Source organism: Campylobacter sp. BCW_6466 (assembly GCF_001762835.1).
Lineage (GTDB): Bacteria > Campylobacterota > Campylobacteria > Campylobacterales > Campylobacteraceae > Campylobacter_D > Campylobacter_D jejuni.
Genome location: NZ_MJXO01000031.1, coordinates 52558 through 70546 on the forward strand (window position 1 = coordinate 52558; position 17989 = coordinate 70546).

Sequence of the window (17989 nt, forward strand, 5' to 3'; positions counted from 1 at the left end):
CTAGCCTTTTAAAATTGCAAAGTTAGACTTTTCTTGCACTTCATATTCAGATATAACAATCCATTCTTTAGCTATATCTTTATCACTTTTAATTTTGATCTTGTTAAAAAACTGATCATAACCCTCAAAAAAACCATCTTTTTGATTTTCTATCAAGACTTCAAGTGAAACTTGATTTTTTTTCCTAAATTCATAATTATTTTTTTCTACTATGGATTTTAAAGTGTTTAGCCTTTCTTTAGCTAAAGTTCCATTTATCACATCCTTCATGGTAGCAGAATGCGTGTTGTTTCTAGGACTAAAAATAAAAGCATGAATATGAGTAAGTGGAAATTCTTTAAATTTTTTCAAAGCTTCTTGCCATAGCTCTTCACTCTCACCTGGATGAGCTACTATAAAATCTGTCCCCAAAGCATATCCTTTACTTGCTATAGTATTAAAAAGCTTTAAATCATTATCCGTATGCGATCTTCTTCGCATTATACGAAGCATTTTTTCACTTGTATGCTGCAATGCAATATGTAAATGCCTTTCAAGCCAAGTTTCATCTAAAATTTCTAAAAAACTCTCATCAATTTGTGCGGGTTCTAAACTACCTAACCTTATGCGTTTTATACCTGAAATTTGTCCCATTTTTTGCAAAAGCTTGCCTAAACTTGTGCCATTTTTAAGCCCATATGAACCTATATTAGTCCCTGTTAAAACAATTTCACTATAGCCATTAGCCCCCAAAATTTCAACCTGTTTCAAAAGAGCTTTTTCATCTACACTTCTTGATCTTCCCCTCACGCTAGGAATAATACAATAAGAACAAGCAAAATCACAACCTTCTTGAATTTTCACAAAAGCTTTGGTATGATTTTCATACTCGCAAACTATATCTTTATCAATAAAATTTAAATTTCCAAGTTCATAAAAACTTGTCTTTGCTCCTAAAAATTCATTGATTTTATCTTTATTTGACGCTCCAAGCACTCCAAAAACTTGCTTTTTATCTAAAAGCTCCTTACCCTTGCTTACAGCACCACAACCTGTAAGTATAACTTTAATGCCTTTTTTTTGCATGGTATTTACATAAGACTTTATCCCGCTATCAGCTCCATTTGTAACCGTGCAAGAATTTACAACGATAATTTGTGCTTTATTCTCATCATTTATAATCTCATAATCTTTTACATAACTTTTTAAAAGCTCTGTATCATAAATATTTGTGCGACACCCAAAGGTTTTAAAAAAAACTTTTTCTTTCAATCTTTATTCCTTGCATGAAAATGCATATTTTCATGATGATGTTCAAAATGATTTTGATTTAAATTTCCTAAATATAAATTTTGCGATGGATAAGCAATTTTTATATCTTTATGCTTATTAAATTCTTTTATAATCTCTTTACTAATCGTACTTCTTAATACCAAAGCCGCATAAGCATTGGTCATATACCATGCAGAAATTCGCATTCCCCAATGTTCAAAAAACATAAAAAACCTTGGCTCCACTTTAGGATTTTTAATACTATATTCATGTTGTAAACGAGCTATATTTTTTCTAGCAAGCTCAGTATAACCTTTGGCATGGCGTGTAACAATATTTTCCACAATTTCTTGCGCTTTATCAAGATTACTATCAAAAGTAACACTTATATCAATGCCATCAAGCACGGTTTTCATACCATGATGAGTATAATTAGCAAGCAAATTTGTAAAAACATAGTTATTAGGAATAAATATAATACGCCCACTACGACGATTTTTGCTATAAGTTTCAAGCGTAAGCTCTTCATAAAGAGTAATGCGTAAAAAAGAAATATCTATAATATCTCCAATATAGGTAGTATCATTTTGAAAAACTTTTACACGATCCCCTACTCTAAAACTTCCACCAAAAATAATCACACACCATCCAAGCATAGACATAAACATATCTTTCATAGCAATAGCTAAGCCTGCAGAAGCAAAACCAAGTATAGTTACAAGATAAGTAATATTTTCTATATAAGCAAAGAGCAAAATAAGAAAAATAATATTTATATTAATAAAATTAATAATCTTCGTAGCGGTATAATATCTTTCACTATCTTTAATATATTTTTTAGCAATAAATTTCAACATAAAAGCTATAGCTATAACAACAACAATAGCAACAAGTATATTTACAGCCCTTAAACTTTGAACTTTAATCTCAGCACTTACTCGAGAAAGCTCTTCATCAATTTTTTTCTCATAAACAGAATAAGAAACACTAGCAAAATTTAAAGCTTGCTCAAATTCTTCTAATTTTTTATCCGAAGCCTTTAAAGCTTCTATATTCTCAACACTTGGTTTAAGCTCAACTAATTCCTTAAGTTCTGAGTTTTTTTCTCTAATTTTATCTACTAAATTTTTAAAATCATTAAATTTAAATATATACTCTTCCTTTTCTCCTTTTAATTTCTTAATATGAGAAAAAGCTCCTATAATAGCCAAAGGATTAGTAAGTTTAGATAAAGTTTCTATATTATCAGGAGCACTAAGACTTTGTGCAAAATTTAAATCTTTATATTCTTTAAGCAAGCTCAATTGCTCTTCTAAATTTGCTATCTTGCGTTTAAGTTCTTCTTGTTGGTGAATATCGGAAGTCTTTTTTAAATTAAGATTTAAAATGATTAATTCATCATTTATATCTTGATATTTTATAAAATTTTCATAACGTATATTCCAAATACTAGCACTGATTACAGTATTTAAAGTATTAATTTTCTCATTTATATTATTAATAATAGTCCGATTTACATCTCCAAAAGCAAAAACAACAAAAAAGGTTAAAATAATAATTTTTTTCATTGAAATTCTCTTAAAGTTGCAATTATATCTTCTTTAGAAATATCGCTTTTTATCAAACCCTTACCCAAAGGACTAGCAAGAACAAAATTGATTTTTTTATTAGAGCTTTTTTTATCCATGAAAAAAGCTTCATAAAATTCATCTACATTATTGATTTTATATGATATTGGCAAACTGAATTTAAGTAAAATATCTTTTATTCTTTGACTTTGCATTTTATCCAAAAACCCTAAATTTAAAGCTAATTGATTTGCCATAACCATACCTATAGCTACTGCTTCTCCGTGTAAATAAAACTTATAATCTGTAAAATTTTCTATAACATGAGCAAAAGTATGTCCATAATTTAAAAGCATTCTAAGCCCTGATTCTTTTTCATCTTGTTCAACAACCCTTGATTTAAGTTCTATGCTTCTTGCTATAATTTGAGTAAAAATTTCATTCTCACAAGTAGCATTTAAGAAACTTTTTTCATCAATTTTTTCTATAAAATCAAGTATACCATCATCAAACATTGCTGCCATTTTAATAAATTCAGCCATGCCTGCAGCAAGTTCTCTAGAGCTCAAAGTCTTTAAAAAAGAACTCTCGCAATATACAGCTTTAGGTTGATAAAAAGTGCCAATAAGATTTTTACCAAAATTATTATTAACGCCTGTTTTTCCACCTACTGCTGCATCAACGCAAGCTAAAAGTGTAGTAGGAATATTTATAAAATCAACACCTCTTTGATAAATACTAGCAGCAAATCCGCCCATATCACTAATCACGCCACCACCAAAACTTATAAGCACGCTTTTTCTATCCAATTTAGAATTAAACATTTGGTTTAAAATTTCTTCTATGGTGCTTAAATTTTTATATTCTTCACCATCTTTTACAGTAGCAATAAAAATTTCTTTTGCCTTAATTTTAGAAAGTAATGTTTTCAAATGAAGACCTGAAATCTTAGGATTTGAAAGTATAAAAACCTTACTATCAAATTTTAATTCTTCAAGTTCATCAATATAAACCTTATAAGCATTTTCTTTTAACTTAACTTCTACTTGCATTGAACTACTCTTTTTGCGTTTATTCTATCACATTTAATTAATTATTTATTCTACTGGTATGAAAAGTTGGTAATTTTGTCTCATTTTATAATAATGTCTATTTAAATTTGTACTTAAATTTCTGCCAAAATCTCTATTTAGTAATTCTTTTTGAAAACTCACAAATTGTAACAAATCTTCGCGATATTGCAAATTTAAAAGAGGGTTTTCATCATTTTTATTAATAATTTGTATATTTTTATCATAAAGCTTAGATAAACTTCTAAAATACTCCTCCATATCTGTAGTATTTTGAGAATTTGGATTATAATAATATAAAATAACTCCAAAATCAAGCTGTTTGCTTAAATCAGTAATGACATTTGCATTGTTTTCAAGTTCGCTCTCATCGGCACTTAAAATAATCGCTTCTTTAAGCTCATCAAAAGAAGCTTCACCCACTTTCATAATAGGAATTTTTAAATCAAAAAAAGCTTGTTTTTCTTTCTCAAAATTTTTTATATCGGTTACAACTAATCCTATATCATTATTTTGCAACCATGTGGAAATTTGTTTAAAATCCGTGTTGAAATAATCAAAAAACACACCTTCTTTATCCTCAGAAAGTTTTTTTAATTTTTCATACATTACCCCTAATTTAGGATTGATAACATGTATAAAAAATCTTTTTGCATTGCTTTTTTGAGCTAATTTTAAAGTAGTATCAAGCACTCTTTCTTGCATATTTTGATTCATATTTTTCATATCAATTAAAGCAAAAACATTACTTCCAAAAGGCATAGGAAATTGCCCTGCTTTGCCTCTTATATTATGAAAAATACTTTGTAAAACAACAGGATCTCCAACGATCAAAATGCTATCATTTGGCTCTAAAACAAAAGATGGTTTTACAAAATAAATCTTAGAATTTCTATAAATAAGGACTATGCGCCACCTTTTTTGTTGTATTGAACTTATGTGCCTATAAGCAAAAATAGATCCTGCTGGAATTTTTACTTCCATAATCTCTCCAACCCCAAGTCCTATATACTGAGCTGTTAAAGCAATATCTGGTAAAAAATCCATAAATCTACGGCTTAAAGTCATTCTAGCATCAGCTAAATTTGCATGAGTATCATTAACACTTAACCCCCAAAAATCCATTATTTCTATTTCTAAATTTGGATTTAAAGAGCGCAAAGCCTCATAACTTTTTTTAGTTTCAAATTCATCTTGCATATAAATAAAAGCCTGTTTAAAATCTTTACTCATAATATTTTCAAGACGCGCTGTGCTTGTAGGATCAAAATAATGCAAGTCAATATACTCACTAGAAATATTTAAGTTATTTTTTTCACTATTTTGACACACTACTGTAAAAAAGTAACCTAAGCCTTTTTCAAAACAAAGCCTTTCTAAGAAATGCTTTGCTAAAATACCGTCTATTATAATTAAAATATTATTCATTTTAAACTCCAAAAAGGAAATTATAACAAATGGAATTTAAATTAAAGCATAAAGATGGAATGGCAAGGGTTTGTGAAATCGCTACCGCACACAGCACTTTTTTAACCCCTATTTTTATGCCTGTTGGCACAGTAGGAGCGGTTAAAAGTCTTGATGCTAATGATATGAAAAACGAGCTTGATGCAAAAATTATTTTAGCAAATACCTATCACATGTACTTGCGTCCAACTTCCAAAGTGGTAAAAGATTTTGGAGGTTTGCATGGTTTTACGAAATTTGATAGAAGTTTTTTAACCGATAGCGGTGGTTTTCAAGCTTTTTCTTTAAGTAAAAATTCCAAACATTTTAATGAAGGTATAGAATTTAAAAGTCACATCGATGGGAGTCGTCATCTTTTTACTCCAAAAAGTGTTTTAGATACTCAATATGATTTTAACTCTGATATTATGATGATTTTAGATGATTTAGTAGCCCTACCCGCAACCAAAGAAAGGGTTAAAATTTCTGTTGATCGTACTATACTTTGGGCAAAAGAGGCTATTACTTATCATAAAAATATGCAAAATAAAGGTATAGGTATAGGGCAAAATATTTTTGGTATTATTCAAGGTGGTACAAATTATGAAGAAAGAAAGCGTTGTGCTTTAAGTTTAAACGAAATGCCATTTGATGGTTTAGCTATAGGTGGGCTTAGCGTGGGAGAAGAAAATACCTTAATGTATGAAACAGTGCAAAATTTAAACCCTTATCTAGATGAAAATCGTCCGAGATATTTAATGGGCGTAGGAACTCCTGAAGATTTAGTAGAAAATGTTGAGCGAGGGGTAGATATGTTTGACTGCGTGATGCCAACTAGAAATGCAAGAAATGGAACATTTTTCACAAGTTTTGGAAAATTTAATATCAAAAAAGCAGAATTTATCAATGATCATGAAGCTATAGATCCTGTTTGCTCATGTTATACTTGTCGTAATTTTTCAAGGGGTTATTTGAACCATCTTTTCAAAGCTAAAGAACTTACTTTTTTTCGTTTGGCAAGTTTGCACAATCTACATTATTACCTTGAACTTGCAAGAAAGATGCGTGAAGCAATTTTGAATAATTCTTTTACGCAATTTAAAAGAAATTTTTATCACTTAAGAGGCAAATAAAATGCTAGAACTACATGAAAATCTAAAAAAAATCCTGCAAGCAAAGAATTTAGAAACTTTCTATAGTGAAATTTATGGACAAAAAATTTTTGTTTATGTGGGATTAAATTTGGAAACTTGGCTTTTTAATGATGAGAAAATTTACAAACTTCAAGATGAAGAATTTAAGCTTTCTAGTATAGAAGAATTTTCAAATTTTATTAAATCCATTTTAGAAGATTTTAAAGTACAAAATACTCATTTTCAAAACCTTTTAGAACACAAAGAAGGTATTATCTTAAAAGGTGGTTTTGTTAAAAATTTTTACAAAAAATCCTTTGTGTTAAGACAAAAAATCAACAAAAATCTAAAGCAAATTAATCTTCTAAGCGAAGCTTTCAATCTTTTGCTTAGTGAACAAGCACAGTACAAAAAACATTTAAAAATTTTAAATTTATCCATCGGCATCTTAATTAAAAACACCAAAGAACATCTAGCAAGAGTTGATACTCTTTATACATTAACAAGTGCAATTAAAAATGAAAAAATGAATAAAAGTATTTATCTTTTAAGTATACTTTCTTCTATTTTCTTGCCTTTAAATTTGATCGTAGGATTTTTTGGAATGAATACTAATAATCTTTTTTTCAAAGATAGCCCTTATGGCACACTTTATATTTTTTCTTTGATTTGCTGTATTTTGATTGTAGGTTTTATATTTTATCATTCAAAAAAGACTAAAGAATTTGATTTAGATGAAGGTAAAAAAGCTAAAAAACAAACAAAATAAGCAAAATTTTGCTTATTTTAAGAATATTTATATATAATTTTAACTTATTTTTGCGCTCATAGCTCAGCTGGATAGAGCATTTGATTGCGGTTCAAAAGGCCAGAGGTTCGAATCCTCTTGAGCGCACCATATTATTTATCTTCTTTAATTTTTCTTTTAGCTAATCCTATATGCTCATAAGCATCAATTTCTTTTTTGTAAGATCCAGAAATTTTCTTAAGTTCTTTATTTAAGTAACTGACTGTTTGTGCACTTGCATTAATATTTGCAGCCAAAGCAGAAACAAATTCTAGTTTCTTTTTTGTTGCTTCATCTAATTCTTTAGAAGTTTTTGAACCAAGTTTATGTGTCTGCACATAAAGTTTGGCAAGTTCTTTTAATTCAACATCTGTTAGCTTAACATCGGAAGCAGCAATTATCATTTTATCTAAGTCTGTATCAAATTTTTTAGTCTTTTCAGCTACATGCTGCTTTTGGCTAGTTTTTTGCTTTTTAACTGTTTTTTTGCCATCACTTGTAATAAGATAAGCAATTATGCCTAAAAACAATAAAAGCGCTAAAGCAGCACAAAAAATAACCAAAAAAATATGGCTCATTTAAAGTTTGCCCACAAAATTTCGATTCCTTCTTGCAAAAAGAGCTAAAACCACCATCAACGCAAATCCCCAATAAACATAATTAGGAATTTGAGCCGCTTCGCCTGCAGCGTAAGAATGAAGTCCTGTTAAAAAGTAATTTACTCCAAAATAAGTCATAATAATAACCCAATAAGCAAACATACTCCATAAAGCAAACACAAATTGATTACAATATTTTGGAATCATTCTAAGATGCAAAATTGCTGCATAAACCAAAATGCTAACTAAAGCCCAAGTTTCCTTAGAATCCCAACTCCAATATCTCCCCCAACTTTCATTTGCCCAAATTGCACCTAAAAAATTTCCTACAGTAAGCAAACAAAGTCCAAAAATCATTGCCATTTCATTAATTCTTGTAGCCTCTGTAATATTTCTCAAAATATTAAGATTATATTTTCCATCTTTCTTAAGAAAACACATTAAGAACAGTGTAAAGATACCAAGTAAGGCACAAAGTCCTAAAAATCCATAACTAGCAGTAATAACAGATACATGAATACTAAGCCAATAAGAATTGAGCACAGGAACAAGATTTGTAATTTGCGGATTCATTTCACTTAAATGTGCAACCATTAATACAACACCGGATAAAATAGAAGTTAATGACAAGGCTATAGGACTTTTTCTAGAGAAAAATATACCCGATAAAGACAATGCCCAAGCTATATACACCATACTTTCATAGCCATTACTCCATGGAGCATGACCTGATAAATAAGCACGAAGTCCAAGACCTACTGTATGAATTACAAAAGCTAAAACATTTAAAACATATACCACTTTAAATATAAAAGAGATTTTTAAATTCGGTACGACCATTTTAGAAAAAACAAGAATCAAAAGTAAAAAACCCGCAATTAAATATACAGGAGCGAGTTTAACGAAAATTTCAGCCTTATTAGAAAAAATTTCCATTTCAACCTTGGTTTTACTAGGCATGACTTTATATCCTATTTTTTCTTGATATTCTTTGATAAATTTCAAGCCTTCATCAGCTCTAGTCCAATTACCATCTTTAAAAGCATTTTCCACGGCGCTAAAATAATTCTGTATTAAAGCCAAAACAATATGCCCTTCATCCCCCTTAAGAGTAGTTACAGCAGAAAAAGGTGCAAGCCAAACATTATTTGGATTATTTTGAACAGGAATAAATTTAAATAATTCACCACTAAAAACTAAATTTACAACATTAGCTCTTTCATCTAGTTTTATAATTTCCTTATCAAAAACTCCTCTTGCATTTGGGTTTTTACGATTTGCATTTTCAACATATTTTTGAAGTTTATATCGGTTATTCTCATCAAAGAAATCTTTATAAGAAATATATTTAGCGCTAGGAATTTCTAAAATATTTGCAATAGCATCACGAACTGCTTGATTTTGTGGCATTAAAATAAAAGGTTCCATTTGCCATTTATCTACATCAACGAGCATGGAAAGCATAACAGCGTTAGAATTTTGACTCTTATAGCTATCACTTTGATGAATTTTTTCTAAAATTTCTCTTGATAGCGTATCAAAAGGCACCATTCTTCCATCTGCTGATTTTTGAACTATTAAAGTAGCAAGAGCTTTAGCATGATTAGTATTTACCACAGGTAAGGTCGAATTTAAATCTTGAGCAAAAGTCTTTTCAGAGCCAAAAGATAGCAATAAAATAAAAATAATCACACTTGTATGTTTTAAAGTGTCTTTATTAATTAATCTTGCCAAAGTTCTAAATCTAGAATGTGGATTTAAAAAATTCATAAACATTCCAAGACAAAGCAAAAAATAACCTATATAAGTTGGTATTTTACCTGGATCTTTATTTACAGATAAAACAGTCCCTTTTTCATCTTGATCATAAGAACTTTGATAAAATCTATAGCCATCATAATCTAAAACATTATTCATAAAAATTCTATAATCAAAATTTTCATTATTATTTTTTACGGTAATTTCACTTGCATAAGAAGCTGGAGACATAGAACCTGGATAACGATCTAATACAAAATCTCTTAAATAAATATCAAAAGGCAATTGTTCATAAGAAAGCGCCCAAGAAATAAAGAATTTTTGACCCGCAAGTTCTATCATAATAGGTTTATTATATTCAAAAATATAAAATTCTTTACTTTCATTTTTATAGCTTAATTCTAATTTTAAAGCATTAGAGCCAGTTAATTCTAAGTTTTTATTCTCATTGCTTAAGGCAAAATCTTTAAAATGCAACAATAAAGAATTTTTCCAATTTTGAGGCTCGCCAAAAGTAGAAATCAACATAGTTCTACCCACTTCCAACCAAGCAGATTTAAACCATAACCAAAAACTTTCATCTTGAGGTCTATTGGAGCCTTCTAAAGCTTCTTGCGCATGCAAAGAAGCAGCTTTAACTACAAAACTAATATCATTAATTTCATAAAGCCTTCTTTCCTTAGCATTTGCCTTTTCTCCAATTTTAAGGTCTAAATTTTGTCCATCTAACATACTTAGAAAATGTAAGTTTTCACTTGAACTTAAAGTTAAATTTTCGTCAATTTTTACAAAAGGTGCTTTAACATTATCATTCATAAAAGCAAAGTTAACCCCTTCTATATTCTTAACTTCACCTTTTTCAAATTTAACATCAACACCTTGAGATCCTTTTTGAGAAAGCATTAAAACCAATAAAGGATCAGAATTATTATTTTCTTTATAAGTATAATGAGCATTTAAGATTAAATCTTTATATTTTAATACAGCTTGATCATCACCTAAATTAAGTTTTAGTTTAAAAGAATTAGCAAAAGGCAAATTTCCTATATAACGATCATTAACCGCACTATAGCGTTCTCCATCTTTTATAGCAGAAATGCGCAAAGAAGTCTTAGAACTTTCTATAAGTGAATTTTGAGTATGCTCTCTAATAGGTAAAATACCTTCAAAACCAGCATATCTTGTCATTGCCGAACCCACTAAAATAAATAAAAAAGAAATATGAAAAATCATTAAAGGCAATTTTTTAAGCCCAAACATTTTATAACGAAACATCCCGCATAGTAAATTAATACCAAGTAAAAGTTGTATATATTCAAACCAAAAAGTATCATAAACCATTGCCCAAGCCGTAGGAGTTCCATAAGCACTTTCAATAAAAGTTGCCAAAGCACAAAAAAGCGCAAAAAGCAAAAACAATACAACCGAAACTTTTAAATCCCCTATGCTTTTTATTATATTTTTCATTCTTTTTCCTTTAAATTTTAAAGCCCTAAATATTTCTTTCTAATCTCATCATCACCTATTAAATTTTTAGCCTCGTTTTCCATTACAATGCGACCATTTTCCAAAACATAAGCGTAATCACTTATTTTTAATGCAGAATAAGCATTTTGCTCTACCAAAAGAATAGTTATACCCTCTTCTTTTAAACGCACAATAATATCAAAAACTTCACCCACAATCTTTGGAGCAAGTCCCAAAGAAGGCTCATCCAACATCAAAAGTTTTGGTTCACTCATTAAAGCCCTTGAAATCGCAAGCATTTGCGCTTCCCCTCCACTCAATGTTCCAGCTAAAGCATGCTTTTTGCTTGCAAGTCTTGGAAAAAGTTTATACATTTGCTCTCTTAAATGCTCATAATTTTCAGCATTATTAAAAGCACCTATTTTTAAATTTTCCTCTACGCTTAAATTGATAAAAACACGTCTTCCTTCAGGAACTAAAGCTATACCTTTTTGAACTAAAGTATGAGTTAAATGCCTTTTAGTATCATAACCTAAGAAATTAACCCCACCAGTTCTTTTAACTGAGTTTAAAAGCGCATTTAAAGTTGAAGTTTTACCTGCTCCATTTGAACCTATAAGAGAAACAATATGACCTGTTTCCACTTTAAAATCAATCCCTTTAACAGCTTCAATTAATCCATAATAAACATGCAAATCTTTAACTATTAGCATCAAAATCCCCTAAATACGCAGCAATTACTTCTTTATGATTTACAGCATCGCAAAGTTTACCTTCAAAAATTGTTTTTCCATAATCAAGCACCAATACGCGATCGCACAATTTATTTACAAATTTCATGTCATGCTCTATAAGCAAAACGCTAATTTTATAATCTTTTCGTAATTTAAAAATGAGCTCAGCAAGTTCATCGCTCTCGGAGCTATTCATCCCAGCGGCTGGCTCATCAAGCAATAACAATCTTGGCTGAGTAGCCATTGCTCTTGCAATCTCAACTTTTCTTTGTTGCCCATAACTTAAGCTAGTAGCCTTTTCATGAGCAAATTCTACAATACCAAGTTCTTCTAATATTGCATAAGCCTTCTCTTTAAATACTTGTTCTATTTTTCCAAAACGCCCTAAATGCAAAAAGGCTTCAAAAATATTATATTTCATTTGTTTATTAAAACCAATAAGAACATTTTCAAGCACATTCATACTTGAAAAAAGTCTAATATTTTGAAATGTTCTAGCTATTCCTAAATGCACAATCTTATGAGGTTTTAAGTGATCAATTCTTTCTCCTAGAAATTCAACCGAACCTGAACTAGGTTTATAGTTACCTGTTATAATATTAAAAAGAGTTGTTTTACCAGCCCCGTTAGGTCCAATTAAAGCAAAAATTTCACCCTCATTGATTTTAAAAGAAGTTTCATTAATAGCCCTAACACTACCAAAACTTTTTGAAATTTGTTTTAATTCCAAAATCATTTTTTACTCCTTTTAAAACGCTTTTTAATCCCTCTAATCACATCACTCAACTCGTAATAACCCATTATGCCTTTTCTTGCAAAAAGCATTACTAAAATCAGAACAATAGAAAAAACAACCATTCTAAGTCCTGGTGTTGATTGGATATCAAGATTTAAAGAATCTATTTTTATATTTAACTCATCTAAAAATCTAAGCCACTCGCTTCCACCAATAACCAATATCGCACCTATGATAGCGCCTGTAGTAGAACCAAGTCCACCCAAAACAATAATAATCAAAAGCTGGAAAGTAAGTAAAAAATCAAATTGAGTTGGAGATACGGTAGTCAACAGACAAGCTAAAAGTCCACCACCTACACCTTCTAAAAATGCTGAAGTGCCAAAAGCTAAAGTTTTTATCCAAAAAGTATTTATTCCCATGGCACTTGCAGCATCTTCATCATCTCTTATAGCCTTCATTGCACGACCATATTTAGAATAAACTATATTTAAAATTAAAATAACCGCTACAATAGCAATACCACCTGTCCAATAGATCGTGGAAAATTGTGGAATATCTACCAGTCCTCTTGAGCCATTAGTAATAGAAGGAAAATTAATAGCAGCTATTTTAATAATTATTCCAAAGCCTAAAGTTACAATAGCTAAATAATCCCCTCTCACGCGAAATACAGCAAAAGCTAAAATCAGGGCAAGCAAAGATGAACAAATTCCAGCTACAATTAAAGCTAGAATAAAGGAATTTGAATGGATAGCTAAAATAAAAGAACTAGGACCATCTAAAAAAAACTGATCATTTTTTGCATCAGCACTTAAAAGAACTAAAGCAGCTGCATAAGCTCCAATCGCAACAAATCCATTGGGTTCTAGTGAAAATTGTCCAGTTACACCATTAATAAGGTTGTAACTCACAGCCAAAATAATAAAAATAGCAATTTGATTAACAATGTTTAATCCATAGTCCCCAAAAATATAAGGAGAAATGAAAATAAAAATAATTGAAGCAATTAAAAAGATTAAATGTGAAACCTTAATTTTAACCATCATTAAAACCTACTCTTTTCAAAATTTATACCTAAAATTCCCGTAGGCCTAAATAACAATATAAACACCAAAAAAATAAAAGCAAATGCATCTTTAAAGCCTGATAAATCTGGAAAAAAAGCCACAACAACAACTTCAGTAAATCCTATAATAAGTCCACCCAAAACTGCACCTACTACAGAACCTATACCTCCTAAAACGGCAGCAGCAAAAGCTTTCAAACCTATTAAAGTTCCCATAGTAGGTTCAACAGAGTAATAATTTGCAGCCCAAAAAACACCCCCAACTGCTGCCAAAGCTGAACCTAGGGCAAAAACTATAGCAATAATACGATTTGCATCTATACCCATTAAATTTACTGTTTGTATATCAAATGCCAAAGCACGAATAGCTATACCATATTTGCTTTTATACAAAATCCATAACACTGCTATTAAAATAACAAATGTAAGAGCAGGAACCATTAAAGAACCATAAGTTGTTATCACTCCACCAAAATTAACACTTTCCTCAAAATAACTTGGCGGTGTAAAAGTTCTAGGTGTTGAAGTAAAAAGCATATTAAAAAGATTTTGCAAGAAAAAACTAATACCGATTGCTGTAATCAACAATGAAATTCTAGGAGCCCGTCTTAAAGGTTTATAAGCGATTCTATCTGTAGCTATTCCAACACAGGCAGCAAAAATCATTGCCAAAGACAAAGCTCCTAGAAAAGGAACATTTAGATTAGTCATGCAAAAAAGAGCTGCATAAGCACCAACCATCATAATATCGCCATGAGCAAAATTAATAAGTCTTAACACACCATAAACCATCGTATAGCCAACAGCAATAAGGGCATACATACTGCCCAAACTAAGTCCATTAACAAGTTGTTGTAAAAATAAAGTAGAATCCATAATCTTTCTATTTTTCCTTTAAGGATTGATAATATCTTTATAATTTTGCTTTTGATTTTTAATTTCTTTAACCACTACAGAACGAGTTGCATTTCCTGTTTGATCAATACTGATAACACCAGAAACACCTTGATAATTTTTAGTTTGGTGAATTTTTTCATTGACACACTTACTAGTAAGATTTTCAACGCAAGCATTCATAGCATTTAGCATTACAAAATACGCATCAGCACCCATAGCTGAAAAATTTGGAACTTCTTTTGTTCCTTTAGCTTTTTCATAAACACTGATAAATTCTTTGCTTAATTTTGTAGTTGGATTATTAGCATCAAAACTATCTGTGAAAATATAACCCTCGCTTGCATCTCCAGCTAAACTAATAAAAGTTTGATCAGCAACTCCATCTGCAGAACCCATAGGAATATTTAAACCTGCGAGTTTTGATTGTCTTGCAAATAAAGAAGCTTCGCTATAATAAAGCGGTAAAAAAATAAATTCTGGATTTAAACTTTTAACTTGAGCTACAATAGCTCTAAAATCTTTATCACCTGAATTAACTCTTAAAATTCTAAGAATTTGACCACCATTAGACTTGTACTGTTTTTCAAAAGCTTTTGCTAAACCTAAGGAATAGTCAGTGCTTTGATCTACTACAATAACAGCACTTTTGTAATTAAGTTTTGAAAAAACATATTTTGCTAAAGATGAACCTTGAAAACTGTCCATAAAACATACTCGAGAAGAATATATTTTTTTATCAAGCAATCTATCACCAGTTGCAGCAGGAGCGATCAATGGAATTTTATTATCTTCTGCTACGCGCATAACTTGCAATGTATTAGCAGTAACCATTTCCCCTATAAGACCTATAACTTTATCTTGAGAAACTAAACGATTTGCTCCACTCGAAGATTCTAATTTATCACCTTTAGTATCAATAATAGCAAGAGAAACCTTATCTCCATTACTTAAAGTTAATTGCATTGAATTTGCAAGTTTAATCCCTTCTAGTGCACTTTGTCCATATGCTGCAGTAGCTCCGCTAAGTGGTAAAACAACTCCTATTTTGACTTCCGCAGCACTTAAACTTAAACTTAGAATACTTGCTAAAATTAAACTTTTTTTCATTCTCTACCTTTATTTTAGTAATTATGGATTTATAATTGTTTTATAATTTTGTTTTTGATTTTGAATTTCTTTAATCACAACAGAACGAATAGCATTACCGCTTTCATCTATGCTAATCACACCACCAACAGCTTGAAAATCTTTAGTTTGATGAATTTTGCTATTAATACATTCACTGCTAAGATTATCAACGCAAGCATTCATAGCATTTAATATTACAAAATACGCATCAGCCCCCATAGCCGAAAATGCTGGAAGTTCTTTTGTTCCTTTAACTTTCTCATAAGCTGCAACAAAATCTTTTCCTAATTGTGTAGATGGATTGTTATAATCAAAACTATCAGTGAAAATCACTCCATTAACAGCACTTCCGCCAAGATCTATAAAAGTTTGATTATTAACACCATCTCCTGCTGCTAAAAGTTTATCAAAACCAATTTGTCTTGCTTGTCTCGCAATTAAAGCAGCTTCAGGATGATAAATAGGCATATAAACAAAATCAGGATTTAAACTCTTAAGTTGCGAAACCACAGCTCTAAAATCTTTATCTCCTGAATTAATAACAAGTTTTTTTATAATTTTCCCACCATTATTCTTAAAAGAATTTTCAAAAGCTCTTGCCAAACCTAAAGAATAAACATTGCTTTGATCTATGATGATAACGGCATTTTTAAGCCCTAAATCCTTAGATACATAAGTAGCAAATTTATCTCCTTGAAAACTGTCTTTAAAACAAACTCTACTTGCATATTTCTTTTTATCTAGCAATTTATCTCCAGATGCCACTGGAGCTATTAGAGGAATTTTTTTCTCTTCTGCTATAGAAATAGCTTGAATGGTATTTGGAGTTGTAGCTTCACCAATAATCCCAAGGACTTTATCTGTTGCTATTAAACGATTAACTCCGTTTGAAGTTTCAAGTTTATCTCCTTTTGTATCTATTGTGATAAGTTTAATAACATCTCCATTTGAAAGTTTTGGTTGTAGCTTATTAGCCAGTTCAATTCCGTTAAAAACATCTTGCCCATAAGCTGCCACAGTTCCAGTTAAAGGTAAAACTATCCCTATATTAATATCCTTAGCATATAAGCAATTTACCATAGTTAAAACACTTAAAGTTAAAGTTAGTTTTTTCATAGCATTCCTTTTAATTATAGTTTTTACATTTTATTTTAGAAATATATTATGTTTTGTTTTTTGCGCAGGTTCTTCTTCAAGAAGGTCTTTTACTTGCAAATCAAGCGCAAAATTTCCACCTTTAATATAAGCAATAATATTATCTATATCCTCGTGGCTTAAATTTCTAGCATAAAAAGCCATTTGAGAAGCTGTTGTAGAGCTACTACTATCAAGAGTATAACCTATCAAAGCTCCTTTAATATCCTCAGGAGACATATCTTTTAAAATTCTAGATCCTATAACACTCTTTTCAGCATTATCTCCATGGCAAGTATTGCATTTATTTTGAAAATACAAAGCCTTCGCTTTTTCCATATCATATTGCTTATTTGCATCAAAGGTATAAGTAAAAAATGATTTCAAGTTAATACCAAAAAGCGCAACAACAAATATTGAACTAATAAACAACCATCGTATAATCATGATTTTCCTTATTTTATTGTAATTTCCGTTTGTGTTTTATTTTGATATCTATGTGTTTTTTTGTTGTATTTTTTTTCTTTTTTAATATCATAGCAATAACGAACAGTCCCTGAAACTTCTATATCTTTAAAGACTTCATCTAACGAAGCTGCAAAAACAAAATGATTTAAAATCATACCAATTAAAAATATTTTTTTCATTTTTATTCTTTAAACACAAAAAACGATTATATCAAAAAAAGATAATCCTTGTTAATGACCACCTTTATGTAAAAAATAAAGTCCTACACAAAGAGCTAAAATCGATCCAGCAAGAAAAGCCATATCCACAGGAGTAGCAAATTTCATCTGCAAAACCCTTTGAAAGAAATTTACCACTAAGACCATAATGATAACTTTTGCAAGCTTGTCTTTTAATTGATCTAAGCTATGCACCTCTAAAACCTTGCTTTGTTTTGTTTGTTTAAATTCTTCTATTTCGCTGATAAAAAGCTCATAAACTCCAAAAGAAAAAATAAACAAAACTAAAGCCATAAGATAAAGATCAACAGCTCCTATAATTAAAGCCACCACATCCTCATGCAAATCCACATTAGAACCTGCATCAAAAAAATAATTATAAGTATAAAATATAACCTTTAAAACATCATAACTTGCAATAAAAAACAATACAAAAGCTCCAATTAAACCAAAAATTACGGGTAAAATTGTAACAATACGACTTCTAACAAGCAAAGATTCAAATATTTTCTCTAACATTTTTTTC

General features: G+C 30.0%; 17 protein-coding genes and 1 tRNA gene. 3 read left to right on the top strand and 15 right to left on the bottom strand.

All coding sequences use genetic code 11. The features are described from left to right. The 4 genes from mtaB to AJ887_RS03225 are packed head-to-tail and all read right to left on the bottom strand — an operon-like array spanning nt 1 to nt 5317. Nucleotides 1-1251, bottom strand: a complete 1251-nt coding sequence (mtaB, locus tag AJ887_RS03210; protein WP_070240131.1) for a tRNA (N(6)-L-threonylcarbamoyladenosine(37)-C(2))-methylthiotransferase MtaB — start codon at nt 1249-1251, stop codon at nt 1-3. Continuing rightward, nucleotides 1248-2819: a mechanosensitive ion channel family protein gene (locus AJ887_RS03215; RefSeq protein WP_070284809.1), complete on the bottom strand. Its 1572-nt coding sequence runs from the start codon at nt 2817-2819 to the stop codon at nt 1248-1250. The genes mtaB and AJ887_RS03215 overlap by 4 nt, the downstream gene beginning before the upstream one ends. Continuing rightward, nucleotides 2816-3871 carry a 3-dehydroquinate synthase gene (aroB, locus tag AJ887_RS03220; RefSeq protein WP_044779206.1) on the bottom strand — a complete coding sequence of 352 codons (1056 nt, stop codon included), beginning with the start codon at nt 3869-3871 and terminating at the stop codon, nt 2816-2818. The genes AJ887_RS03215 and aroB overlap by 4 nt, the downstream gene beginning before the upstream one ends. Nucleotides 3872-3916: 45 nt before the next feature. After that, nucleotides 3917-5317, bottom strand: coding sequence for a COG3400 family protein (locus AJ887_RS03225; protein ID WP_002880603.1), 1401 nt, complete (start codon nt 5315-5317; stop codon nt 3917-3919). Nucleotides 5318-5346: 29 nt separating this feature from the next. Here AJ887_RS03225 and tgt point away from each other — a divergent pair, with 29 nt between their 5' ends. The 3 genes from tgt (at nt 5347) to AJ887_RS03240 (ending at nt 7366) form a co-directional block, all read left to right on the top strand. Continuing rightward, nucleotides 5347-6468 (top strand): tRNA guanosine(34) transglycosylase Tgt, encoded by a 1122-nt coding sequence (gene tgt, locus AJ887_RS03230; protein ID WP_044780248.1) that lies wholly within the window; start codon nt 5347-5349, stop codon nt 6466-6468. A 1-nt stretch (nt 6469) separates the two neighbouring features. Next, nucleotides 6470-7237 (top strand): magnesium transporter CorA family protein, encoded by a 768-nt coding sequence (locus tag AJ887_RS03235; protein ID WP_044779203.1) that lies wholly within the window; start codon nt 6470-6472, stop codon nt 7235-7237. A gap of 52 nt (nt 7238-7289) precedes the next feature. Continuing rightward, a tRNA-Arg gene (locus AJ887_RS03240) sits at nt 7290-7366 on the top strand. Between the two features lie 2 nt (nt 7367-7368). Here the strand turns inward: AJ887_RS03240 and AJ887_RS03245 are convergent. From AJ887_RS03245 to AJ887_RS03295, 11 genes are read right to left on the bottom strand one after another with little or no spacing between them, the layout of a single operon-like run. Then, nucleotides 7369-7818, bottom strand: a complete 450-nt coding sequence (locus AJ887_RS03245; RefSeq protein WP_079396822.1) for a hypothetical protein — start codon at nt 7816-7818, stop codon at nt 7369-7371. Nucleotides 7819-7833: 15 nt separating this feature from the next. Further along, on the bottom strand, nt 7834-11079 hold the full coding sequence (gene ccsA, locus AJ887_RS03250; RefSeq protein ID WP_070240134.1) for a cytochrome c biogenesis protein: 3246 nt from the start codon (nt 11077-11079) through the stop codon (nt 7834-7836). Between the two features lie 17 nt (nt 11080-11096). Then, nucleotides 11097-11792 (bottom strand): ABC transporter ATP-binding protein, encoded by a 696-nt coding sequence (locus AJ887_RS03255; protein WP_002881782.1) that lies wholly within the window; start codon nt 11790-11792, stop codon nt 11097-11099. Continuing rightward, nucleotides 11779-12549, bottom strand: coding sequence for an ABC transporter ATP-binding protein (locus tag AJ887_RS03260; protein ID WP_002881779.1), 771 nt, complete (start codon nt 12547-12549; stop codon nt 11779-11781). The genes AJ887_RS03255 and AJ887_RS03260 overlap by 14 nt, the downstream gene beginning before the upstream one ends. Continuing rightward, on the bottom strand, nt 12546-13598 hold the full coding sequence (locus AJ887_RS03265) for a branched-chain amino acid ABC transporter permease (RefSeq protein WP_002881777.1): 1053 nt from the start codon (nt 13596-13598) through the stop codon (nt 12546-12548). Before AJ887_RS03265 ends, AJ887_RS03260 begins: the two co-directional genes overlap by 4 nt. After that, nucleotides 13598-14494 (bottom strand): branched-chain amino acid ABC transporter permease, encoded by an 897-nt coding sequence (locus tag AJ887_RS03270; RefSeq protein ID WP_070284811.1) that lies wholly within the window; start codon nt 14492-14494, stop codon nt 13598-13600. Before AJ887_RS03270 ends, AJ887_RS03265 begins: the two co-directional genes overlap by 1 nt. Before the next feature lie 18 nt (nt 14495-14512). Then, nucleotides 14513-15622: an ABC transporter substrate-binding protein gene (locus AJ887_RS03275; RefSeq protein WP_052775532.1), complete on the bottom strand. Its 1110-nt coding sequence runs from the start codon at nt 15620-15622 to the stop codon at nt 14513-14515. A gap of 21 nt (nt 15623-15643) precedes the next feature. Continuing rightward, nucleotides 15644-16759: an ABC transporter substrate-binding protein gene (locus tag AJ887_RS03280; protein WP_070240139.1), complete on the bottom strand. Its 1116-nt coding sequence runs from the start codon at nt 16757-16759 to the stop codon at nt 15644-15646. 30 nt (nt 16760-16789) lie between these two features. Further along, nucleotides 16790-17224, bottom strand: coding sequence for a c-type cytochrome (locus AJ887_RS03285; protein ID WP_002853959.1), 435 nt, complete (start codon nt 17222-17224; stop codon nt 16790-16792). Between the two features lie 8 nt (nt 17225-17232). Next, nucleotides 17233-17424 (bottom strand): mini-MOMP protein, encoded by a 192-nt coding sequence (locus AJ887_RS03290; RefSeq protein WP_070240141.1) that lies wholly within the window; start codon nt 17422-17424, stop codon nt 17233-17235. A 51-nt stretch (nt 17425-17475) separates the two neighbouring features. Beyond that, nucleotides 17476-17982, bottom strand: coding sequence for a YqhA family protein (locus tag AJ887_RS03295; RefSeq protein ID WP_002852919.1), 507 nt, complete (start codon nt 17980-17982; stop codon nt 17476-17478). Between the last annotated feature and the right edge of the window lie 7 nt (nt 17983-17989).